The following is a 21650-nucleotide window of genomic DNA, read 5'->3' as shown; positions in this document are numbered from 1 at the left end:
GCAAGCCGACTCCGGGACGGGAACCGCCCAGCCACCAGAGCGCCCCGCGCAGGACCAACCTGCGCGGGGCGCTCTGGTGGCCCGCCACTGCCACCGCATCGCCGAGCAGGCGCACGCTGGGCGCGGCGGCTCGTCAGTGGCCGTTGAAGGTGAACTTCCGTTCCTTGCCCTCGCCCTCGACACCGACTGTGACGACCTGGCCGGGCTGGATCTCCCCGAACAGGATCCGCTCCGACAGGGAGTCCTCGATCTCGCGCTGGATCGCGCGGCGCAGCGGGCGCGCCCCCAGCACCGGGTCGAAGCCCAGATCCGCCAAGAGCTCGCGCGCCCCGTCGGACAGCTGCAGGTGCATGTCCTGGGCCTCCATCCGCTTCGCCAGTTTCGCGATCATCAGATCCACGATCTGCTTGATCTCGTCCTTCTGCAGCGGCGGGAACACGATCGTGTCGTCCACGCGGTTGAGGAACTCCGGGCGGAAGTGCTGCTTGAGCTCCTCCGACACCTTCGACTTCATCCGCGCGTAGTCGTGCGTCTGGTGCTCCGAGGACTGGAAGCCCGTGAGCACGCCCTTGTTGATGTCGCGCGTGCCCAGGTTGGTCGTCATGATGATGACCGTGTTCTTGAAGTCCACCTTGCGGCCCTGGGAGTCAGTCAGCCGGCCCTCCTCCAGGATCTGCAGCAGAGAGTTGAAGATGTCCGGGTGGGCCTTCTCCACCTCGTCGAAGAGCACCACCGAGAACGGCTTGCGGCGCACCTTCTCCGTCAGCTGCCCGCCCTCGTCGTAACCGACGTAGCCGGGGGGCGCCCCGAAGAGGCGAGACGCCGTGTGCTTCTCGGAGAACTCCGACATGTCCAGCTGGACGAGGGCGTCCTCGTCGCCGAAGAGGAACTCAGCGAGCGCCTTCGCCAACTCGGTCTTGCCCACGCCCGTGGGCCCCGCGAAGATGAACGAGCCGCCGGGACGGTTCGGGTCCTTCAAGCCGCTGCGCGTGCGGCGGATCGACTGCGCCAGCGCCTTGACGGCCTCGTCCTGGCCGATCACGCGCTTGTGCAGCTCGTCCTCCATGCGCAGCAGCTTCGAGGTCTCCGTCTGCGTGAGGCGCACGACGGGGATGCCCGTCGACATGGCCAGCACCTCGGCGATCTCGTGGTCCGTCACCTCGGCGATCTCATCGGACTCCCCACCCTTCCAAGCGGCCTCCTTCGCCTTGCGCTCCTCGCCGAGCTTGGACTCCTGGTCGCGCAGGGCCGCCGCCTTCTCGAAGTCCTGGTCGTCGATGGCCGACTCCTTGTTGCGGCGCAGCTCGCTGATCCTCTCGTCCAACTCCCGCAGCTCCGGGGGCGCGGTCATCCGGCGGATGCGCAAACGGGCGCCCGCCTCGTCGACCAAGTCGATCGCCTTGTCCGGCAGGAAACGGTCCGAGACGTAACGGTCGGCCAGCTCCGCCGCGGACTTGATCGCCTCGTCGGTGATGATCACGCGGTGGTGGGCCTCGTAACGGTCGCGCAGGCCCTTGAGGATCTCGATCGTGTCCTCCACGGAGGGCTCATCGACCTTCACCGGCTGGAAACGGCGCTCCAGCGCCGCGTCCTTCTCGATGTACTTGCGGTACTCGTCGTTGGTAGTGGCGCCGATGGTCTGCAGCTCGCCGCGCGCCAGCATCGGCTTGAGCATCTGCGCGGCGTCGATCGACCCCTCGGCCGCCCCCGCGCCCACCAGGGTGTGGATCTCGTCGATGAACAAGATGATGTCCCCGCGCGTGCGGATCTCCTTGAGGACCTTCTTCAAGCGCTCCTCGAAATCGCCGCGGTAGCGGGAGCCCGCCACCAGCGACCCCATGTCGAGGCTGTAGATCTGGCGGTCCTTGATGGTCTCGGGCACGTCGCCGTGCACAATGGCCTGCGCCAGGCCCTCGACCACGGCGGTCTTGCCGACGCCCGGCTCGCCGATCAGCACAGGGTTGTTCTTCGTGCGGCGCGACAGGACCTGCATGACGCGCTCCATCTCGGTGCGCCGCCCGATCACCGGGTCCAGCTTGTTCTCGCGGGCCGCCTGGGTGAGGTTGCGCCCGAACTGCTCCAGGATCGCCGAGTTCGACCGCTCCGGCCCGCCGCTGCCGCCGACGCCCGCGCCCACCGACTCGCGCCCCTCGTCGTCGCCGCGCTGGTAGCCGCTCAGCATCTGGATGACCGTCTGGCGCACCTGGGCCAGATCCGCGCCCTGCTTGGTGAGCACCTGGGCGGCCACGCCCTCGCCCTCCTTGAGGAGGCCGAGCAGCAGGTGCTCCGTGCCGATGTAGTTGTGCCCCAGCTGCAGGGCCTCGCGCAGGCTCAGCTCGAAGACGCGCTTGGCGCGCGGGGTGAAGGGGATATGGCCCTCGACGGGCTTCTCGCCCTCACCGATGATCTCGATGACGCTCTTGCGAACGGCGTCGCCCTTGATGCCCATGGTCTCCAGGGCCTTCGCGGCCACGCCCTCGCCCTCCGTGATGAGGCCGAGCAGCAGGTGCTCCGTGCCGATGTAGTTGTGCTTGAGTCCACGGGCCTCGTCCTGAGCCAGAACGACGACACGGCGAGCGCGGTCGGTGAACCGTTCGAACATATCTCTCCTCACAGTGCGGGCAGAGCCGGAACGCGCCAGCGGCGCGCCGATACGGCATCCCAATTGACTGGTACCCAGCCTACGGCGGGCACGGGCCCCACGCGCGTGAGTTCGCCGAGGGCGCAGGGGCCGCGTAATGCGATGCCCTCCGATCAGCCAGCACCACCGGCGGGGGCGCCGGGTAGGGGCCGAGGTCAGCCGACTCATCAACGAGGCCGGGCACGCCCCGCGCATTGGGGCAGGCAACGGTGCACTGGGGCAGGAAACGGCCCGGGGATCCGGGGCACGCCCCGCGCATTGGGGCAGGCAACGGCGCATTGGGGCAGGCAAATTGCCTACTCCAATGCCTGTTTTCCTGCCCCAATGCGGCTCACCGTACTCGGGGGCGCACTGCAGCCGTGGTCTCGAGCCACGGAGTGCGCCCAAGAACGCGCCGTCGGCGCCCAGATCATCGACGGGGATAATCAGCGGCGCCTACAGACTGCGTCCAACACACGCCCCGTCGGCGCCTCGTTTTCACAGCGGTACCGCGATCCGCGTGGGCGACTCCGCGGGCTGTCCCGCACAGCGGCTCTGTTTTCAAAGCGATACCACACTTTCACAGGGATACCCCACTTTGCAAGTGTTATAACGCTTGCAAAGTGGGGTATCCCTTTGAAAAACTCCGCTTCACTTACAAACCACCCCGCCCCAGCCCAACGGACCAGAGAAACGTTGGGATTCCGAGGGAAACTCCTTGCAAACCACCCCCAACAAGCCAGACTTCCCTTTGAGAACACGACATCGCTTGCAAAACAGCCCGAGCCCCGGCCCTAACCATTCTTCTTTGCGTGACAAAGGTCCGTCGGGCGCCTCAACCAGCCCCCCCACGGTCCTGGGCAAACGCGGGCCAGCACTGGGGTAGGAAACGGCGCATTGGGGTAGGAGAACGCGGGCCCTCATTGGAGCAGGAAACAGATCATTGGGGCAGGCTAATAACCTGCCCCAATGCCGACTGACCTACCCCAATGCGACTCGCGGCGCCCGGGAGGGCGCGGTGCGCGCGCAGTAGCGCCCCGCCCGCGCGGGATGAGCCAGCACCACCCCGAAGAAGCACCCGAGCGCCAGGTAGCGCCCCGCCCGCGCGGGATGAGCCAGCACCACCCCGAAGAAGCACCCGAGCGCCAGGTAGCGCCCCGCCCGCGCGGGGATGAGCCAGCACCACCCCGAAGAAGCACCCGAGCGCCAGGTAGCGCCCCGCCCGCGCGGGGATGAGCCGGCCCGCGCGCCGACTGGAGGGCGTGTGGAGGTTTCCCCGCCCACACGGACGGGGAAACCCTCCGCCGCAGGGCGATCCGGCTGTCCAGCGCGAGACGCGCACCCCTTTTCGGGGCTTTGGGGGACTGCCTTCTGACCCCTGCGCGCAGCAGATTATCATCGCTCATCCCCGCATGGGATTAGATGAGGAGAAAACCCGCAGGGGGTACGGAGAGAACCCGCGCCCGCTGCGGGACACCACCGCCTCAGGCCTCGACGAGCACCGTGAAAGGGCCGTCGTTGACCAACGACACCTCCATCATCGCGCCGAAGCACCCCGTCTCGACGCGCAACCCGCGTCCACGCAGGTCGGCGACCACCGCCTCCACTAATGGCTCGGCCTCCGGGCCCGGGGCCGCGTGCGCCCACGAGGGGCGCCGCCCCTTGCGGGTGTCCCCGTAGAGGGTGAACTGCGAGACCACCAGGACGGGCGCGCCCGCGTCCTGCGCCGACGCCTCGCCGTCCAGGATGCGCAGCTCGGCGATCTTGCGGGCCACCACGGCCGCCTGCTGGGGCCCGTCGCCGCGGGCGACCCCCAGCAGCACCATGAGCCCCGGCCCGTCAATGGCCCCCACGACCTCCGAGCCCACCGAGACCGAGGCGCGCGTGACGCGCTGGATGACGGCCCGCATCAGCGGGACCCCAGCGCCGAGCCCATGCCCCGCAGAGCGCCCGAGCCCCCGTCGGAGCGCCGGATCTGGCGCCCGCCCAGCTCCGCGCCCGGCCTCGACGCGGGAGAGGCCGAGCACTTGCCGTCCACGGGGACGATGACCTCCTGCGCGGCGGCCACGCCGTCGATGTCGAAGACCTGCTCGGGGCCCACTGTACGGGCCAGCAGCGCCAAGGCGACCGGCCCCTCGTCGGCGTGCCGCGCGACCGACGTGACGACGCCGACCGTGCGGCCCCCGACCTCGATCCTCGTTCCGGGCTCGGGCAACTCCGAGCGCGACCCGTCCAACTGCAGGTAGGCCAGGCGCCTGGGGGGCCTGCCCAGGTTGACGACCCGGGCGATGGTCTCCTGCCCCCGGTAGCAGCCCTTGTCCGTGTGCACCGCCGTGCGGAGCCAATCGACCTCCGGGGGGATCGAACGCGCGTCCGTGTCGGCCCCCAGTCGCGGCCGCCACGCGGCGACCCTCATGGCCTCCCAGGCCAGCATCCCCGCCATGCGGTGCCCGTCGGCCTCCAGCCACGCCCCCTCGAAAGCGCCGGCCATCGCGCGTGGAACAACGTGGAACATCATCGGGGTGCGGGAGCCGGGGTGGCGGGCCCCCTGGTAGTAGGCCGCCCCGCCGGGCGCGACGCCCGGCCACGGGTCCTCCCACGTCCACTCGACGCCGGGCAGGGAGCCCACCGCGGCCGCGTCGTTCCCACCAGCGCGCACCGAGGCGTAGACCGCGAGGTCGTCGCGCACCGAGACCCGCACCCGCAGCGCGAAGCGCATGGAGTCCAAGAACCCGGCCAGCGCCCCGGCGTCCATCCCCTCGGCGATCAAGTGGGTGGTCGTGCCGTCGTCGCTCGCGCCCGCCCAGTGCTCGATGCGGCCCTCGGGGGACAGGACCAGTAGTTCGCGCGAGTCCCCCGGGGCCATGCCGGTGACGACCTGTGTGCTCAACGAGGTGAGCCACGTCTGCCGGTCCTCCCCGGACACGTCCACGACCGCCAGGTCCGGGCGGGCCACGAGGGCGCGCCCGCCCTCCAGTGCCCACTGCTCACCCGAAGGATCCCCGTAGTGCTGGGGCGCAGCGGCCCAGGCGCCGTCCACCGGGTCCTGTGCGCCCCCGCCCTGGTGCGCGGGCGGCAGCGGGGCGGTGCGAGGGTCAGTCGGCGAGGCCATCGGAGCCCTCCTCCCCGCGCGCGGCGGCCCTCTCCGCCAAGTCGGGCTGCTCCGGGGAGTCCGCCCCCTCCGCAGTGTCGGCCGCCTGCTCGGCGCGCATCAAGCGGCCCGAGAACTCGACCACCGCCTCGTCGGCGCCCTCGAGGGTCCGCTCCTGGGTCCACATGAGCTCGCCCGCGACCAGTCCGAACATGCGCCCGTAGTGGACGACCCGCTCCGAGCCCTCCACGCGGGCGATGGCCTCCGACACCATTCGCACGCGCGGCCCCATGCTCATCCCGTCCCAGGCGCTGGCGTGGCCGCCCGTGGTGGCGCCCGAGGCCGTGAACGCGCGCGGGTTGTGCTGGCCGGGAGGCGGCAAGGGGGCGTCGGAGGGGGCTACCGACACGTAGAGGGTCTCCTCCACCAGGAGCGGGCCCCGCGCGATGGCTGACAGGCCCGAGGCGGCGTCCCACGTGGGATCCACGTCCCTGTCGGCAGTCCCCTCGTACACCCGTGTCACCAGGCGCATCTGGTCGCCCACCACGTCGCCGCGCACTTCCTCCACCACCGGGGCGTCGGCGCCGTCGGCCGCGCGCGTGCCCCACCCCCGCCATGTTCCGAGCATCCACGCGACAGGGGCGACCAGGGGCGGCAGATCCGCAGGAATAACCATCATGCCCCCAAGCCTAGGGCGTGTTGCCTTATTGGTGGGCGTGGGTGGGGCCTTCGGGGCATCACGGACGGTGTGAGATCTGCGCGTGACTGTCCTCGAATGCCCCGGGTGCCGAGTGCAGACGCCCGGGCCCGTCACGGCCTGGCTGGCGCCCGGCGGGGCCGGTCGTGCCCGTGTTTCCAGTGCCGTCGGGGCCGGGTGCGGGTCGTCGACTGCGCTTCCGGCACCGGGCGGAACGACGGACCGCCCGATGACGGTCCGGGCCCTCGGGCCGATCAGCACCTGCACATGCACATGCACCACTTGGACATTGCTCGCACCACTTAGGCCTCCGACACGCCGGAAGAACCAGGGCCCACTCGGGCCCAAGTGGCGCAGCAGCGCGTTAAATGGTGCAGCCACGGGCTAAGTGGCGCAGCAGCGCGTTAAATGGCACAGCGACGCTCTAAGTGGTGTAGCGGAGCGCAAAATAGCGCAATCGCAGGGCGGGCGCCGGCCATTCCCGACGAGGCGGACGCCGGCCATTCCCGACGAGGCGGACACCGCTCAGACGCCGCTGATGCGCACCATCGCGTAGACGGGCAGGACGGCGATCAAGAACTTCGCAGCCCCCCGGGCGGCCACGGCGATGAGGGCCTGGTCGCGGGTCCGCGTCCCCAGCAGCCCATCGACGACGACGATGGCGCCCCCCACGCCAGTCCCCGTCACGCCGCCGAAGACCAAGAAGGCGTCGAACTCGTTGTAGCGCTCGGCCAGGGTGGGGAACACCGCGGGCAGCAGGCCGGCGGTGCGCCCGAGGTACCACGCGCCCCAGGCTGCGACCAGGCCCGCCACGAGGCCCAGGGCGACCGTCGCGCACGCCTGGACCCTCTTCGAACGGCCCACCTGGTTGCCCCACACGACGACGAGGGCGGCGAAGGCCACCACCGGCACGGTCACCGACCACCGTTCCAGCACGGTCAGCGACACCCACATGGAGCCGCCCATGATGAAGAGCAGGAGCGTCACAGTGTTGGCGACCGCCCCCGACGCGGACTCCGACCAGTCGCCGGGCGACACCGACCGGTCCCTGGGCGCGGGCGCGGTCAGCACCGTTGCGGCCACCGCCACGGCCAGCGCGATCCCCATCAGGGCCACCGCGATATCGAGGTTCTGCCAGTACGCGACCGCCGAGGGGATCGTCGACCCGGCCACCGCCACGACGATCTGCACCACGGGGGACGTGTCCACGCGGGAGAGCCTGGGCCAGCCCGCCACCAGGAGGACGCAGGCGGCGGCTGTCACAGGTCCGATGGTCCACCGCGACATCGGCAGCGTCCACACGACCAGCGCCGCAAGGGCGAGGCCGCTGACCACGTAGGCGCTGACCCGCGTCGGAACGGGAACATCCACGATGGAGTCGCTCTGGCGCTCGCGGGATGCGCGGGCGCGCGGCCGGGCGGGGGGGAAAAGGGGCGTCTGAGAGCTCACACCGACATGGTGGCACACGCGGGCGCTGATCGCCGCATCGGAGCGCCCGCGCACGAGACACACGCAACGCGCCCCTCGGATGCGCTCCCCGGCGCGCGCGCGTAAGCTGTGATGCGCACCGGTCCGGTATGCCCCGGGCTCCAAACCACGCCGCCACGAGCGGCCTTCGCGCCGACAGGCGCATTCGGGCCGGTGCCTTTTCCATACCCGCGTCCGCCGGGGCGGGCAGGGCCGCCGTCAGCCCAGCAGCGGGTAGCGCACGATCGTCGCCTCCCGGCCGGGCCCCACGCCTATGGACTGGATGCGGCAGCGCGAGACCTCCTCGAGGCGGTCGACGTACGCCCTGGCCGCCTCCGGCAACTCGTCGAAGGAACGGCAGCCGCTGATGTCCTCGCTCCACCCGGGCAGCTCCTCGTAGACCGGGACCGCGCTCGCGAAGGACGCCTGGTCGAGGGGCATCTCCTCAGTGCGGGCGCCGTCGACCTCGTAGGCCACGCACACGGGGACCGTGTCGTATCCGGAGAGCACGTCCAGCTTCGTCAGGCAGATGTCCGTCAAACCGTTGACGCGCGCCGCGTACCGGGTGACGACTGCGTCGAACCAGCCCGTGCGGCGGGGCCTGCCCGTCGTCGCGCCGAACTCGCCGCCCCTGGCGCGCAGGTCCTCGCCCACCTGGTCGGTGAGCTCGGTGGGGAAGGGGCCCTCGCCGACGCGCGTCGTGTACGCCTTGGCGACGCCGACGACCCGGTCGATCCGCGTCGGGCCGACCCCCGTGCCCGTCAGCGCCCCGCCCGCCGTCGGATTCGACGAGGTGACGTAGGGGTAGGTGCCGTGGTCGATGTCGAGCATGGTGGCCTGACCGCCCTCGAAGAGCACCGTGCCACCGCGGTCGAGCGCGTCGTTGACCACCAGGGAGGCGTCGCACACCATCGGGCGGACGCGGTCCGCGAAGGACAGGAGGTGGTCGGAGACCTCCGCGGGGTCCAGCGCGGGCAGATCCACCGCCTTGAGAACAGTGTTCTTGGGGGCCAGGGCGGCCTCCACTTTGGCCCGCAGCTCCTGCGGGTGGAAGAGATCCTGGACGCGCAGACCGATGCGGTTCATCTTGTCCGCGTAGGTGGGGCCGATGCCCCGCCCGGTGGTGCCGATGAGGTTGTTGCCGCGCGCCCGCTCGTTGGCCTGGTCCATGAGGCGGTTGTACGGGGGGATGATGTGGGCGCTGGCGGACAGCAGCAGGCGCGAGCAGTCGACGCCCCTCGCCTCCATCTCCTCGACCTCGCCGAAGAGGACGTCGAGGTCGACGACGACCCCCGAGGCGATGACGGGGGTGACCCCCTGGGAGAGGATGCCCGCGGGCAGCAGGTGCAGGGTGTACTTCTGGCCGTCCACTACGACGGTGTGGCCGGCGTTGTTGCCGCCGTTGAACTTGACGACGTAGTCAGTGCGCTGACCGATCTGGTCGGTCGCCTTGCCTTTGCCCTCGTCGCCCCACTGGGCGCCGAGCACGATCACGGCGGGCATAGGTTCTCCAAGTATGGTCGAGTGCGCTGGGCGGAGGCCGCAGCACCCCCGAGTCTAGCAGCGCGGGGGGAGCGTCCGGTCGGGCGGGGCGCGGGGCCCGCGCCCCTTCGCGCCACAGCGGGGCCCGGCGGCAGGGCGGTGCCGGGGTCCGTACGATCCGCCCGGCGGTTCTACCCCCAACTGTCCACAGTCCGACCGGTACCATAATTTTGACCACTTTACAAAAATACCGCACAGTTCTAGACTTGGGGCAACAACCGCCCACCCGAGGATGCGCCATGGACCTTTCCGTTAAGTACGAAACCCTGCAGCTGTCCCAGCAGCTGCTCGAACGCCAAGCGACCACCCACCTGACCAACATCCAGTCGTTCATGGGCGAATGGTGCCGCATGGAGCCCGGGCAAGCGGCGGGTATCGGAACAAGGATTGCCGCGTCGCAGAGGCTCAAGGGGACCCAGCTCGGAGGATCCCCCGTCGGCAAGGTGATCAACATGTCGGGGAAAGCGGTCGCCAAGGGCGTTCTTTTCATGCTCTTCATCCCGATAAACGAAGCCATTGTCTCCATCGGCGAGGGCGCCATGGACCTGTTGATAACATGCCACCAAGGGGCCGCGGACAAACTCAACCAGACCATTGACACCTATGCCGATGCGGACAAGGCGGCGCACGAGGCGCTCATGGCCATCCTCCAATCGCTCGGCGGCTCCGCCACCCCCTTCGAGGATCCGCGGGACAGCCCGGCCCAGCTGGGCGACGCGCGCACGAAGGCCGGGCCCCACTACGGCGGGCCGGACCCCCGAGTGGACCAGCAGTTGAGCCAAGACGCCCAGGAGGCGGGCGAGTACCTCAGCACCCTCAAGGACCGCGCCTCCCAGCGGCTCTCGGATGCGCGCTCGTCCGACCGCTCCGTCGCCGAGTCGCAGGACGCCAGTTCCTACCTGGTCCCCCCCGAGGCCCCGACCAGCGAGATGGAGAACCTGCGCTGGTCGGCGGGCGCCATCGCCGGAAGCATCGACTGGGCGATCGAGAAACTCACGGGCGTATCACTGCTCAACGACGTTGTCTTCAAGTACTTCGTCGGCGACTGGCGGCTCGTCAACATGGCGAAGAGCGCCTGGGGCGAGATCGGCGACGCGCTGGTCGCGGTAGGGCAGAACGACTCAGAGGTCCTGCCCGCGCTCGCAGAATGGACCGGGAAGGGATCCGAGGTCACGAACCTGTTCATCGCCGCCCTGTCGAAGGCAACGACAAGCCTCAGCAGCGCAACAGGGGTCATGTCGCTCCTTCTCACGGGTTTCCAACTCATGTTGAAGGAGTCGGCGAAGGAAGTTGGAGAATCCATCAGAGTCATCGCGAACACTGTCGCGCTGATGGTCGCGCAGAGCGCCATCCCGGTTGCCGGATGGGTCACTGCGGGAGCGACCGCTATCGCGAGAGCCGACATGGTCATAAAACGGATACGGAAGATCTACACGATAGTCAATATGATAGTTGACGTCATCGAGAGTTTCGTCCGCGGAAGGGCACAGATGCTTGAGGTCCAGAACACCATGTCGAACCTGGCCGAGGCCGCTGTCCGGGGAGTGGCGGCCCGAGTATGACAACCGATCGTTTTGGACCAGGAGCGGACGACCCGCTGGAGGAGATCTACTCGCTCATCGAATCGCTGAAGACGATGACCGATTCGCTCCACGAGGAATTCGATGACTCCGAGGAAGACACCGACTGGCGCGACGAATGGGCCGTCTCGGCGCGCCACGGCGACTACGGCGATGATTGGCGGATCATCCAGCGGCGGATCGATAGGGAGGAAACGACCATGGACGCTGTGCTCATGGGCGAGGACCAATCCCCCGAGGCCATACGCATCAGGCAGACCAGTGAGGAGAACCTGTCCAGGTTCGAGGACGACTTAGACGACGAAGAGAAAGAGCATCTCGACTCCCTCCGCGACGAGCTCTCCGGCGCCGCCCAGGACCTCCAAGAGCGCATTGAGCGTCTCACTCAGCAGTTGAAAGGACTATGATGGAAGAGGATCTCAAGGTGAACGGGCAGGGGCTCCAGGAAACAATAGAGTCCCTCAAGTCGTCCCTCACCGAAATGCAGAATAGTTTCGACGAAATCCGGAACGGGCACTCCCAACTGGGGACCTCATGGAAGGGCGAGGCCTCCGACGCCGCGCTCACCAAGCTCTCCGGCCTGGAAGACGAGGGGAACTCGCAGACCGAAACTCTGCAGAACACCATCGCAGCCCTTGAAGCAGCGCTCGAGGGCTACAACAAAGCCGAGGAGACCATCAGCGAGCTCTGGGCACTCTAACAGCCGCCACTGCCGGCCGCGGGGCGGCACCACCGTGGTGCCGCCCCTGTGCCTGTTGCCACAGTGGGACGCGACACCGGATCCGCAAGGCCGTGGTCCACGGCGGACGAAACACACCCTGGGAGGACACCATGGCAAAAGGGCTCCCCATCACCCGCTGCGCCTACTGCTGGTACACGCTCTCCTGCCCGCCGGAGGAGGCCCTGCAATGGGGGATCGACTACTGGCGCTCACTGGGGTGCCGCACGACGAAACGCGATGTCAACGCCCGCCTGCTCCCCCTCGGCTGGACGGGAGCGGAAATGCGGGGCGGCTCCAGGGCCGGAGGGTGTTTCGGGGCGGCAGGAGAAGGGTGCATGGAGGCATTCCCGCCCGCTGCGCTGCTGTTCCTACTGGCGGCCCGCCTGCTGAGGACTTCGTACATCATCAACATCGCCGCATCGCCCTCCTCCTCGCAGGCGGGCGCGACCGACCTGGTCTTCTTCCGCACGGGCCCAGACCGCCTGAACGACAGCGCCCTCTACGGACCACAAGGATTCGTCAAGGCGCGCATGCAGCTCTTCCGCGACCGCATCGCCCCCTCCGGGCTCCTGCTGAGCGGCCCCTGGCTCACCACCGAGCAGGACCTGCCGGACTCGCACCCGTTGGCGCCCGCGAACTGGTTGAGGAAGGGCTAGCCCCCAGCGCGCACGGACGCCACCTCGTACAGGGCGATCCCCGTGGCGACCGCCGCGTTGAGGGATTCCACGGCGCTGGAGATGGGGATGGACACGATCTGATCGCAGGTCTGGCGCACCAGGCGCGACAGGCCCGTGCCCTCAGCCCCCGCTACCAGGACCAGGGGCCCGTCCGCCAAGGGGAGGCCGCGCAGCGGGGCGTCCCCTCCCCCGTCGAGTCCGACGACGAAGAAGCCCGCCCGCTTGCAGTCCTCCAGGGCCCGCACCAGGTTGGTCGCGCGCGCCACGGGCACGCGGGCGGCCGCGCCCGCTGACACCTTCCACGCGGCAGTGGTCACGCCCGCGCTGCGGCGCTCGGGGATGATGACGCCGTCACCGCCGAAAGCCCCGGCGGAGCGCAGAACGGCACCCAGGTTGTGGGGGTCGGTGACCTGGTCGAGGGCCACCAGCAACGGATGGCCCACCTGCTGGACGGAGCCGGCGATGAGATCGTCCACGGGCGTGTACTCGTAGCCGCGGACTTCGATCGCGACCCCCTGGTGGGAGGCGCCATCGGTGGCGACGTCCAGATCCCGCCTGGTCACCTCGAAGACCGGCGCTCCCATTGACGAGGCGAGGCGGATGACCTCCTCGACGCGGTCGTCCTTCACGTTGTCGAGCACGAAGACCCGCTCGATGGGCACGCCCGCGCGGGCAGCCTCGGCCACCGGGTTGCGCCCCGCGATGAGCTCGTGGCCCGCGGGGACCCTGATCGAGCTCTTCGCACGGGCGCGGGCGATCGCGGCCTCTTGCGCCTGGCGGGCCTCGCGCCGCGCTTTGCGCTTGTGGGCGGGATGGTACGGGCGGTCCTCGGCCTTGGGGGTGGGGCCCTTACCCTCCAGGCGGCGCCGCGAATGGCCGCCGGTGCCGACCTGAGCGCCCTTCTTCGTGCCCTTCTTGCGGATGGCGCCGGGGCGCCCGCTGTCTCCGGCCATGCTGATCCCTCTTCCCAGTCGCGATGACGAACTGGGACCAGCCTACCGTCAGGGGGCCCAGCGCATCGGCGCAGCCCGGGCGGGGCGCGCCAGCGGGAACGGGCGTCGTCGGCGCGTCCCGTGGAGCAGCCCACCCCGAATCCGGCTGGCCCGGATCCGTACGCTAGTCGTAGCGCCGCAGGGGCACTGGACGAATAGGAGGACGGCATGGGGTTCTTACGCGCAGAATTCGGCTGCACGCGGTATTACGAGTACCAGGTGGGCGTCGGGCCCGAAGAGGCCGTGCGCCGGGCCGCCGCGTTCTGGCACGCCCTGGATTGCGAGGTCGCGGACTACAACATGGACAGCCGCCTCAGGGAACTCGGATACACCGGCACTGAAGTACTAGGGGGCGGCGGATCCGAAGCGACGTTCCAGAACGACCTCCTCGAGCTCCTCCCTCTCGGACTCGTGCTCCTGTTCTCCCGCAAAATACGGCTTTCCAACCCCGGACCCTTCCAGGTCGGCATCGCCGCCCCACTGGATGGCCCGTACCCGGATAGAACCACGCTCGTCTGCTTCCACGCCACTTGGATCGTCCACGAAAAAGGGTTTATCAGTCCGAGGGAGTACACCGAGCTCCAGATGATCGCACTCGGAGAGGAACTGGGGCGCCAAGGCGTCCTGCTGGAGAATCCCCATCGTTTCACCCAGAGGACCCTGCCCAGGGACAATCCCCTCCGCGTGTTCAACTGGTACAGGATCCGCCGCGCCGCAGTCGAAGGGAGCTAGGCTCCGCTCGGGTATGCGCCGACCCGCTCCGCACGAGGCCGGGCGCGGGGGCGGGAACCGCGCTCAGGCGCGTCAGTCCCGCGACAGCATCGAGGCGATCCGCTCAACAGTCGCGCCGCTGCGGATCGTCACCTGGCGGTAGAAGTCCTCGCGCAGCAGGTGCTTGTGGTATGCGGTCTTGAGGAACTCCGCCTCGTTGAACTTGCCCCAGAAGACGGCGTTCTCGCCGAAGTGGACGGCCTCGTCGCCCAGAGGCATCGCCTCGATGCGCTCGCGCACGTGGGCCCGGTCAAGGCCCCGCGTGTAGAACAGCGCGTCGCGCCGCGCGGCATCCCCGTGCCACCACTCGGGCAGGCCGGACAGCTCCGCCAGGTACTCCCGCCCGGACAGGAGCGCCAGGCGGATCGGGAAGGGGTAGTGCCCCTCCAGGACGGATTCGACGGTCTGGGCGACCTCGTCACGCGGGGAATCCGCCTCGAAAACGAGGTTCCCGCTGTTGATGTAGGTGCGCGCGTTCCCGTAGCCCTCAGCGGCGATCTGCTTGCGCAGCTCGCTCATGACGACCTTGTTCTTGCCTCCGACGTTGATGCCGCGCAGCAGCGCCACGTACTCCATGCTGTTCCTCTCCTCCTGTGCGGCGGCCCGTCTATCCGGCGCTCCAAACCGTCCCGCCGCACCCATCGGCGACGGAGGCGCCAACGGTGCCCGGTCAATCGCACAGCCCGTCAGCGCGCCCAGTCTATGGCAGCGCGGACCTCGGTGCGCTCGGAGAGCACGGCCCCACCAGGGCGGGCCTTGTGCTCGCCCGCCGCGGATCCGACCACGGCGTTGGGGTTGCGCCATGGCGGCCACGAAGACGTCCAGAAGGTCGCCGGGCCCCAGTGCGCTTTCGTCGGCGGGCGCTCCGCCGACCGCCTCGGCCGCGCGATCCGTACAGGAAGGGCCCGGTGGCCCCGAACCCGTACAATAGTCGGACCATTGGACGCTGGAGGAACGGAGGCAGGAATGGGATACTTCCGCGCGGTGTTCGGCGGGAACTCGTACTACGAGTACAAGGTCCGTGTCGGCCCCGAGGAGGCCGTGCGCCGGGCCGTCGACTTCTGGCGCAGCAAAAAATGCAAGGTCGGGGGGGACGATATAGACCGTCGGCTCCGCAAAGCCGGATACACTGGCACCGAGATGTCGGGGGGCAGCGACCTGGGGATCCTCAAGGACCTGTCCCTGCTCGTCTCAGTAGTCGGATGGCCGCTCCTGCTCGTCCCCGCGACCCGACGGGCCGTCCCCCGTCCTTTCACGATCGGGATCGTGGCTTCACTGGAAGGCCCGGAGACGAATGGGACCACGCTCTTCTGCTTCGACGCCAACGAGGACGACAGCGAGAGCGTATTCAGCCCCCGGGAGCACACGGAGCACCAGATGATCGAACTCGGCCGGGAACTCGCGCGCCAAGGGATCCTACGGGAGGCGCCCCGGCGCCTCACCAGGCGCGACCTGCCCAAAGGCCACCCCCTGCGGGACTACGACGCCTTCAAGTTGTTGTGGCGATGAGCCGTGTGAACGCCCTTGGTGGCGCGGGGTGGACGACGCGGAAAGGGTCCCAACGCTTCTGCCCGGAGGGTATAAGCAACGCTCATGGCCCCGCCCGGCGGGCGCACGACCCAACCGAAGCCATTCATCTGCTGCCGGGTCCGCCCCCAGGCGGTCAACGGCGCATTGACGCGGGATAGTGCAGCGGCCCCTGGGCTAGGACACGGACTTCGGCACTCCGCATCCCGCCAGGGGCCGCTATCCCACGACGACGACCTCACACCCCACAACGCCTAGGGGAGTTCCCAGTCCTCCAAGCGGAGTTCGAACTCGGTGCCGTCGTCGCCCGATCCGGGGCCATGGGCGGGATCCCATGGGGTGGAATCGGATTCCGCATCAGGGTCGAAGAAGAGCCCCTGAAAGCCGGAGAACGTGTACTCCTTCCTGCCCTCCTGCTTTTCACCAGCTGCGCCGCCGCCCGCGCCAGTGGGACCGAGCATCCCCTGAGCGCCCTGCGCAGCCGAGGGGTTCGCCCCTGCTCCCAGCAGTTGGTGGGCGCTGAGCGCCTGCGCGGCTTTCGCTCCCCCCAAGCCGAAGGCGCCCATTGACGCAGTTCGTGACACATCGCTGACGCTGGAGGGAATCCTGTACGACGCGTCCCAACGCGAGTCCGAGAAGTCCGTAGCCGAGGGCGGAGCGTAACCACCGACCAGGCCGTTCGGGGTCACCGACTGGTTGACCGGGCGTTCCAGTAGACAGACCCCCTCCAGGTCCTTCACAGGAACGCGCTGGGGCGACTCCTGGGCCAGGCCCGGCTGCTGGAACCCCTCGGCTCCCCACTTCGAGCCGGGCGCGTCGGCGCACACGCCCTGCCTCCTGGCGCGCCCGTCCATAGGCGTCTCGAGTCCCCCGCAGCACTGCCTGTCAATAGCATCCCGCATCGCCTCGCTCCCGGTGAGGAGCTTTTCATTCATTTGATCGACTATCTGCTTGCAGTACGCTTCCCGCTCGCCGTCCCTCTGCTCTTTCAGCATGTCGAAGAAGGTATCGGCGGCGACATGGGCCAGGTACCCGCCGATGGGGACCACCAGAGTCGCCACTGAAGTCCCTGCGGAAATCACCTGCTCGAACAGGCGCTCACCGTCGGAGAGCAGCTCGGGGGAGACGTTCTGGTAGAAGAGGTCGCGCGCCTGGCGCATGATTTGCCGCGCTTGGCCGACGACCGCTTGCGCCTCCGCGAGTTCATCCCGCGTGCGCGTGAGATCGGAACGGAACGCCTCCGCCCACTCGCTCACGGCGTCCCGTACTTCCTGCGAGTGGTACCCGTTCGTCTGCTCGTACTCGGACACCAGACGCTCGCACTCGGAGATCTGCTCCATAACCGTGTTATAGGCCGTCTCTTCTGCGGAGTCGTCATACCGCAGATCCGCGACCGCGCGCAGACGGTCGAAATAACTCGGCTCGGAGGCGCGCACCACTTGACTATCGAGCATTGGACGCCCCCGCAGTCTGCCTCACCGACCCCGAGGAGCGCCTCGCGGTTGCGGAAGCCCCCGCAGCCCGCTCCACCGACCCCGAGGAGCGCCTCGCGGTTGCGGAAGCCCCCGCAGCCCGCTCCACCGACCCCGAGGAGCGCCTCGCGGTTGCGGAAGCCCCCGCACCCGAGTCGCCAGTCGACTTCGGCCACTGCCCGGAGGCCAGCGTGGGAACATCGCAGATCTTCTGTATTCCGCCGAGGATGTCGTCACGAGCGGAAACGTACGCGGATCCCAGTGCCCCGATTTGCGAGACGGTCGCGGCGATGACGCTCATGTACACAGCGGGCGCAGCGGGAGTCGCCGGGGGGGTCAGCACTGCGGTGCCCCCCGCGATGCCAAGGGCAGCGCCCCCGGTCGCGGCCCCGAATCCCACCATCAGGGCAGAGTGCGCTTTGGCGAGGTTCGAAAGGCCCCGCGTCAACTGGGTCGAGGCCTCCGAAAGCGTGACCATCGCGTCGGCCTGGGTGTCGGCCTGCTTGTTGTACTGATCGACTGTGGCGCCCTTCAGGCCTGCCTTCCGCGTCCGCATGCTGCCGACGACCTCGTCCTCGACGAAGGCCTGCAGCTGGGGCGAGAACTGCTCACTGAGCCTCTTGAGGACATCGACGACGCCCTGGTGGGAGGCCAGGAAGACCTGGAGCGCGTCGGCCATGGCGATCAGCCCCTCACTGAGCTGGCGCAGCGCCGTGATCGACATCGACACCAGCACTTTCATGGCTGTCAGGCCCGCCGCGTCGAGCATGGGGGACACAGCGGTCCACGTCGCCTCCAGGCGGCTGATCGCGGCGCGTATCCCCTCCCGGTTCTTACTGATCTCCTGGAACACCGTCACAATAGAGGTGTAAAGGTCGAACTGGCCGGACTGCTCCACGGGGGCGCCGCCAGCCGTTCCCGCGTCGGCCCTGTTGGGATAACGCCCTTCCGCCGCCGTGCGGTCGTACACAGCCGTCGACGAACCGGGGCGGTCATCAGCGGATCCGCGACTACCGCGTTCCACGGGGTAGCCACTGCCCCGGGCCGCCGTCGCGCCCTCGCTGCGGCTCAAGCCGTCCCGCGCGCGAATGCCTCTCTCTGCGCCATAGTCCCCTCCGAGTCCACCAGAGCGCGACTGGCCGACCCCGGATCGCGCGACGCCGCCCCCCTCGCGGGTGAATCCATCATCGTGGTACGAATCGCGAGGTCCTGTGCTGGTTTCCATAATCCCCTATTCCCTTCCTCAGAACGCATCATTGAAGCGCTTGAACCCGTCGGACAGTTCTTCCTCAGTAGTCTCATAGGACTGCGCGGATACCAGCAGGGCCCGCGCCATCTCGTCGAACTCGTCAGCGGCCTGCGCGACCAAGGAATCCAGCAACGCAGTCACCGCATTGACCGCGCCGATCACTAGGTTCTCATCCGGAGGCACGTTACTGCCGCTATCAGGAACAGCTGAGAGGACACCGGCGAGCGATCGGAGCCTGTCGCCCTGGTGCATCCATTCATTCGCGTCATCGCGCAGGGCGCTGACGTCAACTTCGATGGAACTCACATCAGTCACTGTTGACCACCTTCATCAGTTGGAGGAAATTGCGTGGAGCACTTGAATCATATCGAGCACGACCTGCGCGGACTCGGACTGCCCCAAGCCGATGCTCGCCTGCCCGCCATTGGGGGAGCTGATCTCCTCGATCACCCTCTGGCGGATACGCACGATAGGGGTCTTGCGCGCCCACATGGGATTGACGAGCACGCGGGAGACCGCGCCATTCGAGAATTCGCACGCGACGTCCTCGACATCCGCCTCATCGACCACCGATCTGGACGCGTCTTCGGCCTCGTCGAGAAGCCTCCTGCTCTCATCCATGCGTTCGAACAGATCGGCCGCCCGCTCGAAGGCCTGATCGGGGATGACCGGGCCCTGGGCGTGCGCCGCCTGGATGATCTGGGCCGCGGAGTCCTCCACAGCGTCCCTCATGGCCGCGTCCTGCTCGGGACCGACCCCCCTGCCGGACAGCCATCCATTGTCGATGGCTTCGCCCCAGTTCTGGTCGATGCTGGAGTTCATGGCCTCCAGCAGGCGCGTGCGGCCGGTGTTGATCAGAGCGGTGATCGCATCGCCCAGGCGCGCGGGGCCGATCGCTTCCCGCCATCCGCCGATGATTTGAAAGTTCTCGATACCACCGTCACTGCGCACGGTGAGGCCGATCCTACCCGTGGGGTCGACCACATCAACAGAATCAGGGATCTCAGCGACGGCTGCGGCCATGATCTCTGAGATTGCTCCGAGTTTGGCCAGTGGCCCTATGAGGCTCCCGAACTCCGCTGTTTGCATGAATTGCATTCTGCCCGCCTAAAGTCATATTTCCCATGGACTGCGCAAAAGACCGCCATCCGCCCAAGTCCAATGCCGTCCCCTGGTTCCGCTCCCCACCTTCCTCACGACGTTTGACGGCAGCACTGTCAGACCGATGGGCATATTTTAGTCACGATGGCACCCGGTTGCATAGACCCTGGGCAGCAAGGTGGCCCGCTTCAAATCAGGATTCGCAATATATTTTCGCAATACCTATTGACGTTCGCCCACCCAGGTACACCCGCGCCTCCCACGGGCCCAGGGCATCACCAGGCGCCTTCGCCTCGTCGGCGTTCCCCAGCAGTTGGACCAGGCCCCCGCCGTCCGCCAGGGCAGGCCGCACCGAGTCGCTGGACAGGTTGACGACGACGAGCAGCCGGTCCTCCCCCAGCGCCCTGCGGTAGGCGAACACGCGGGGGTCGCCGGCGTCGAGGCGCTCGAAGGAGCCGAGCGCCACGACCCGCAGGCGGTGGCGGATCGCGATCAGCGCCCGGTAGTAGGAGTGGACCGAGCCAGGATCGCCCACCTGCGCGGCCGCATTGACCTCCCGGTAGTTCGGGGTGACGCCGATCCACGGGGCCCCCGAGGTGAATCCCGCGTTCTCGCCGCCGTCCCACTGCACCGGGGTGCGCGCGTTGTCCCGCCCCATCGCCCGCAGCCCCGCCAGGACGGCGCCCGGGTCCTCCCCGGCGGCGACGGCCCCGTCGTAGTAGCGCAGCGCCTCCACGTCGCGCAAGTCCCCCACGGACCCGAAGACCCCGTTCGTCATCCCCAGCTCCTCGCCCTGGTAGATGAAAGGAGTGCCCCGCAGCAGGTGCAGGGCGGTCGCCAGGGCGGTCGCCGAGGCGTACCAGTGCTCCTCGTCGCCGAAACGCGAGACCGCGCGCGGCTGGTCGTGGTTGTCCAGGTACAGGGAGTTCCACCCGTCGTCGGCCAGCGCCTCCTGCCAGGCGCTCAAGCAGTCGGCCAGTTCGCCGGGCCGCAGCGGGCGCGGGCGGAACTTCCCCGCCTCCAGCCCCAGGTCCACGTGGTCGAATTGGAACACCATGTCCAACTCCCGGCGCGCGGCCCCCGAGTAGAGGCGCGCCTTGTCGATGCGGACCCCAGGGGCCTCCCCCACCGCCAGCGGCGCGTCCGCGCCCGCCCCGCCGCGCCCGTCGAAGACCTCCCGGCGCATCTCGGCGAGGAACTCGTGCAGGCGGGGCCCCTCGCTGACCAGGGGGAAGCCCTCCCCCCACGCCCGCCCGGGCAGGACCTCGCCGTCGGGCAGGCCGGGGGCCTTGGAGATCAGATTGATGACGTCCATGCGGAAGCCGTCGACGCCCCGGTCCAGCCACCAGTTCATCATCGCGTGCACAGCGGCGCGCACCCGGGGGTTCTCCCAGTTGAGGTCGGGCTGTTTGCGGTGGAAGAGGTGCAGGTAGTACTCGCCGGTCGCCTCGTCTAGGGTCCACGCGGACCCCGAGAAGAAGGACCCCCAGTTGTTCGGCTCCGCGCCGGGCTCTCCGGGAGCGCGCCCGGGCCTGGGCGGCCGCCAGTAGTACCAGTCGCGCTTCGGGTCGTCCTTCGAGGAGCGCGAGGCGGCGAACCACGGGTGCTCGTCCGAGGAGTGGTTCACCACCAGGTCCATCACGATTTTCATGCCCCGTGCGTGCGCGTCGCCCAGCAGCGCGTCGAACTCGTCCATCGTCCCGAATAGGGGGTCGATGCTGCAGTAGTCGGAGATGTCGTAGCCGTTGTCCGCCTGCGGACTGCGGTAGACGGGCGACAGCCACAGGACGTCGACCCCCAGCGCCTCCAGGTAGTCGAGGCGGCTCCGCACGCCCCGCAGGTCGCCGACCCCGTCGCCGTCGGAGTCCTGGAAGGAGCGCGGGTAGATCTGGTAGACGACGGCGCCCTTCCACCAGTCGTCGTGGCCCAGGCCGGCTTCGCGGGAGGAGATGAGCTCTTCGGAGAACAACACGGGGCACCTGCCAAGTCGGGGATTCGGGTGGGGGGTCGGCCTCAGGACAGCGACCAGGTGGCGCCGTCGCGCCCGTCCGCCACCACGACCCCGGCCCCGGCCAGGCGGTCGCGCAGGGCGTCCGCGCGGGACCAGTCCTTGGCGGCGCGCGCCTCGGCCCGTTCGGCGATG

The 21650-nt window shown here is 68.7% G+C and carries 20 protein-coding genes; 6 read left to right on the top strand and 14 right to left on the bottom strand.

The window, feature by feature from the left end; all coding sequences use genetic code 11:
• Positions 1-133: 133 nt before the first annotated feature.
• The 6 genes from BH719_RS08055 to BH719_RS08030 form a co-directional block, all read right to left on the bottom strand.
• Positions 134-2602, bottom strand: a complete 2469-nt coding sequence (locus tag BH719_RS08055; protein WP_009744337.1) for an ATP-dependent Clp protease ATP-binding subunit — start codon at positions 2600-2602, stop codon at positions 134-136.
• 1502 nt (positions 2603-4104) lie between these two features.
• Complete coding sequence (dtd, locus tag BH719_RS08050; RefSeq protein WP_009744334.1) at positions 4105-4530, bottom strand: D-aminoacyl-tRNA deacylase; 426 nt, start codon at positions 4528-4530, stop codon at positions 4105-4107.
• Entirely contained in the window at positions 4530-5732 is a 1203-nt protein-coding gene (gene ygfZ / locus BH719_RS08045; RefSeq protein WP_009744333.1) for a CAF17-like 4Fe-4S cluster assembly/insertion protein YgfZ, read from the bottom strand. The genes dtd and ygfZ overlap by 1 nt, the downstream gene beginning before the upstream one ends.
• Positions 5716-6390, bottom strand: a complete 675-nt coding sequence (locus BH719_RS08040; protein ID WP_009744332.1) for a heme-binding beta-barrel domain-containing protein — start codon at positions 6388-6390, stop codon at positions 5716-5718. The genes ygfZ and BH719_RS08040 overlap by 17 nt, the downstream gene beginning before the upstream one ends.
• A 543-nt stretch (positions 6391-6933) precedes the next feature.
• Entirely contained in the window at positions 6934-7911 is a 978-nt protein-coding gene (locus BH719_RS08035; protein ID WP_009744331.1) for a hypothetical protein, read from the bottom strand.
• A 183-nt stretch (positions 7912-8094) separates the two neighbouring features.
• Positions 8095-9378, bottom strand: coding sequence for an adenylosuccinate synthase (locus BH719_RS08030; protein ID WP_009744330.1), 1284 nt, complete (start codon positions 9376-9378; stop codon positions 8095-8097).
• 278 nt (positions 9379-9656) lie between these two features.
• Here BH719_RS08030 and BH719_RS08025 point away from each other — a divergent pair, with 278 nt between their 5' ends.
• From BH719_RS08025 to BH719_RS08010, 4 genes are all read left to right on the top strand, one after another.
• Complete coding sequence (locus BH719_RS08025; protein WP_009744329.1) at positions 9657-10979, top strand: hypothetical protein; 1323 nt, start codon at positions 9657-9659, stop codon at positions 10977-10979.
• Positions 10976-11404 (top strand): hypothetical protein, encoded by a 429-nt coding sequence (locus BH719_RS08020; RefSeq protein WP_009744328.1) that lies wholly within the window; start codon positions 10976-10978, stop codon positions 11402-11404. The genes BH719_RS08025 and BH719_RS08020 overlap by 4 nt, the downstream gene beginning before the upstream one ends.
• Positions 11401-11697, top strand: a complete 297-nt coding sequence (locus BH719_RS08015) for a WXG100 family type VII secretion target (RefSeq protein WP_009744327.1) — start codon at positions 11401-11403, stop codon at positions 11695-11697. The genes BH719_RS08020 and BH719_RS08015 overlap by 4 nt, the downstream gene beginning before the upstream one ends.
• Before the next feature lie 131 nt (positions 11698-11828).
• Positions 11829-12374, top strand: a complete 546-nt coding sequence (locus BH719_RS08010) for a hypothetical protein (RefSeq protein WP_009744326.1) — start codon at positions 11829-11831, stop codon at positions 12372-12374.
• On the opposite strand, the gene rlmB is transcribed toward BH719_RS08010, so the two are convergent.
• Entirely contained in the window at positions 12371-13348 is a 978-nt protein-coding gene (rlmB, locus tag BH719_RS08005) for a 23S rRNA (guanosine(2251)-2'-O)-methyltransferase RlmB (RefSeq protein WP_009744325.1), read from the bottom strand. The two genes, BH719_RS08010 and rlmB, sit on opposite strands and share 4 nt — an antisense overlap.
• A gap of 207 nt (positions 13349-13555) precedes the next feature.
• On the opposite strand from rlmB, the gene BH719_RS08000 reads away from it, so the two are divergent.
• Positions 13556-14119, top strand: coding sequence for a hypothetical protein (locus BH719_RS08000; protein WP_009744324.1), 564 nt, complete (start codon positions 13556-13558; stop codon positions 14117-14119).
• A 72-nt stretch (positions 14120-14191) separates the two neighbouring features.
• Here BH719_RS08000 and BH719_RS07995 read toward each other — a convergent pair whose 3' ends face one another.
• The gene (locus BH719_RS07995; RefSeq protein WP_009744323.1) at positions 14192-14734 is read right to left on the bottom strand and encodes a DUF1697 domain-containing protein; all 543 of its coding nucleotides are present in this window, start codon (positions 14732-14734) and stop codon (positions 14192-14194) included.
• A 390-nt stretch (positions 14735-15124) separates the two neighbouring features.
• Here BH719_RS07995 and BH719_RS07990 point away from each other — a divergent pair, with 390 nt between their 5' ends.
• Positions 15125-15667 carry a hypothetical protein gene (locus tag BH719_RS07990; RefSeq protein WP_009744322.1) on the top strand — a complete coding sequence of 181 codons (543 nt, stop codon included), beginning with the start codon at positions 15125-15127 and terminating at the stop codon, positions 15665-15667.
• Between the two features lie 272 nt (positions 15668-15939).
• Here BH719_RS07990 and BH719_RS07985 read toward each other — a convergent pair whose 3' ends face one another.
• The 6 genes from BH719_RS07985 to BH719_RS10365 all read right to left on the bottom strand — a co-directional run.
• Positions 15940-17139, bottom strand: a complete 1200-nt coding sequence (locus tag BH719_RS07985) for a hypothetical protein (protein WP_009744321.1) — start codon at positions 17137-17139, stop codon at positions 15940-15942.
• On the bottom strand, positions 17129-18181 hold the full coding sequence (locus tag BH719_RS07980; RefSeq protein WP_157098219.1) for a hypothetical protein: 1053 nt from the start codon (positions 18179-18181) through the stop codon (positions 17129-17131). Before BH719_RS07980 ends, BH719_RS07985 begins: the two co-directional genes overlap by 11 nt.
• A gap of 219 nt (positions 18182-18400) precedes the next feature.
• Positions 18401-18712 carry a hypothetical protein gene (locus BH719_RS09420; RefSeq protein WP_157098218.1) on the bottom strand — a complete coding sequence of 104 codons (312 nt, stop codon included), beginning with the start codon at positions 18710-18712 and terminating at the stop codon, positions 18401-18403.
• Between the two features lie 24 nt (positions 18713-18736).
• On the bottom strand, positions 18737-19495 hold the full coding sequence (locus BH719_RS07975; protein ID WP_157098217.1) for a hypothetical protein: 759 nt from the start codon (positions 19493-19495) through the stop codon (positions 18737-18739).
• 205 nt (positions 19496-19700) lie between these two features.
• The gene (locus tag BH719_RS07970) at positions 19701-21479 is read right to left on the bottom strand and encodes a glycoside hydrolase family 13 protein (RefSeq protein ID WP_009744317.1); all 1779 of its coding nucleotides are present in this window, start codon (positions 21477-21479) and stop codon (positions 19701-19703) included.
• Positions 21480-21520: 41 nt separating this feature from the next.
• Positions 21521-21650, bottom strand: a 130-nt coding sequence (locus BH719_RS10365; RefSeq protein ID WP_009744316.1) for a CysS/YqeB C-terminal domain-containing protein, incomplete at its 5' end; no start/stop codon positions are given.

Origin of the sequence: Pauljensenia hongkongensis, from assembly GCF_001746855.1 — a bacterium.
Lineage (GTDB): Bacteria > Actinomycetota > Actinomycetes > Actinomycetales > Actinomycetaceae > Pauljensenia > Pauljensenia hongkongensis.
This window is presented reverse-complemented; position numbering and strand designations above follow the sequence as displayed.

Excerpts from the sequence above, each read along its gene's own strand:
- dtd (WP_009744334.1), bottom strand. The coding sequence starts at position 4,530 with ATGCGGGCCGTCATCCAGCGCGTCACGCGCGCCTCGGTCTCGGTGGGC.
- BH719_RS07975 (WP_157098217.1), bottom strand. The coding sequence starts at position 19,495 with ATGCAAACAGCGGAGTTCGGGAGCCTCATAGGGCCACTGGCCAAACTC.
- BH719_RS07985 (WP_009744321.1), bottom strand. The coding sequence starts at position 17,139 with ATGCTCGATAGTCAAGTGGTGCGCGCCTCCGAGCCGAGTTATTTCGAC.
- BH719_RS08015 (WP_009744327.1), top strand. The coding sequence starts at position 11,401 with ATGATGGAAGAGGATCTCAAGGTGAACGGGCAGGGGCTCCAGGAAACA.
- BH719_RS07990 (WP_009744322.1), top strand. The coding sequence starts at position 15,125 with ATGGGATACTTCCGCGCGGTGTTCGGCGGGAACTCGTACTACGAGTAC.
- BH719_RS08030 (WP_009744330.1), bottom strand. The coding sequence starts at position 9,378 with ATGCCCGCCGTGATCGTGCTCGGCGCCCAGTGGGGCGACGAGGGCAAA.
- BH719_RS08010 (WP_009744326.1), top strand. The coding sequence starts at position 11,829 with ATGGCAAAAGGGCTCCCCATCACCCGCTGCGCCTACTGCTGGTACACG.
- BH719_RS08055 (WP_009744337.1), bottom strand. The coding sequence starts at position 2,602 with ATGTTCGAACGGTTCACCGACCGCGCTCGCCGTGTCGTCGTTCTGGCT.
- BH719_RS07995 (WP_009744323.1), bottom strand. The coding sequence starts at position 14,734 with ATGGAGTACGTGGCGCTGCTGCGCGGCATCAACGTCGGAGGCAAGAAC.
- ygfZ (WP_009744333.1), bottom strand. The coding sequence starts at position 5,732 with ATGGCCTCGCCGACTGACCCTCGCACCGCCCCGCTGCCGCCCGCGCAC.
- BH719_RS08025 (WP_009744329.1), top strand. The coding sequence starts at position 9,657 with ATGGACCTTTCCGTTAAGTACGAAACCCTGCAGCTGTCCCAGCAGCTG.
- rlmB (WP_009744325.1), bottom strand. The coding sequence starts at position 13,348 with ATGGCCGGAGACAGCGGGCGCCCCGGCGCCATCCGCAAGAAGGGCACG.
- BH719_RS08020 (WP_009744328.1), top strand. The coding sequence starts at position 10,976 with ATGACAACCGATCGTTTTGGACCAGGAGCGGACGACCCGCTGGAGGAG.
- BH719_RS08040 (WP_009744332.1), bottom strand. The coding sequence starts at position 6,390 with ATGATGGTTATTCCTGCGGATCTGCCGCCCCTGGTCGCCCCTGTCGCG.
- BH719_RS08000 (WP_009744324.1), top strand. The coding sequence starts at position 13,556 with ATGGGGTTCTTACGCGCAGAATTCGGCTGCACGCGGTATTACGAGTAC.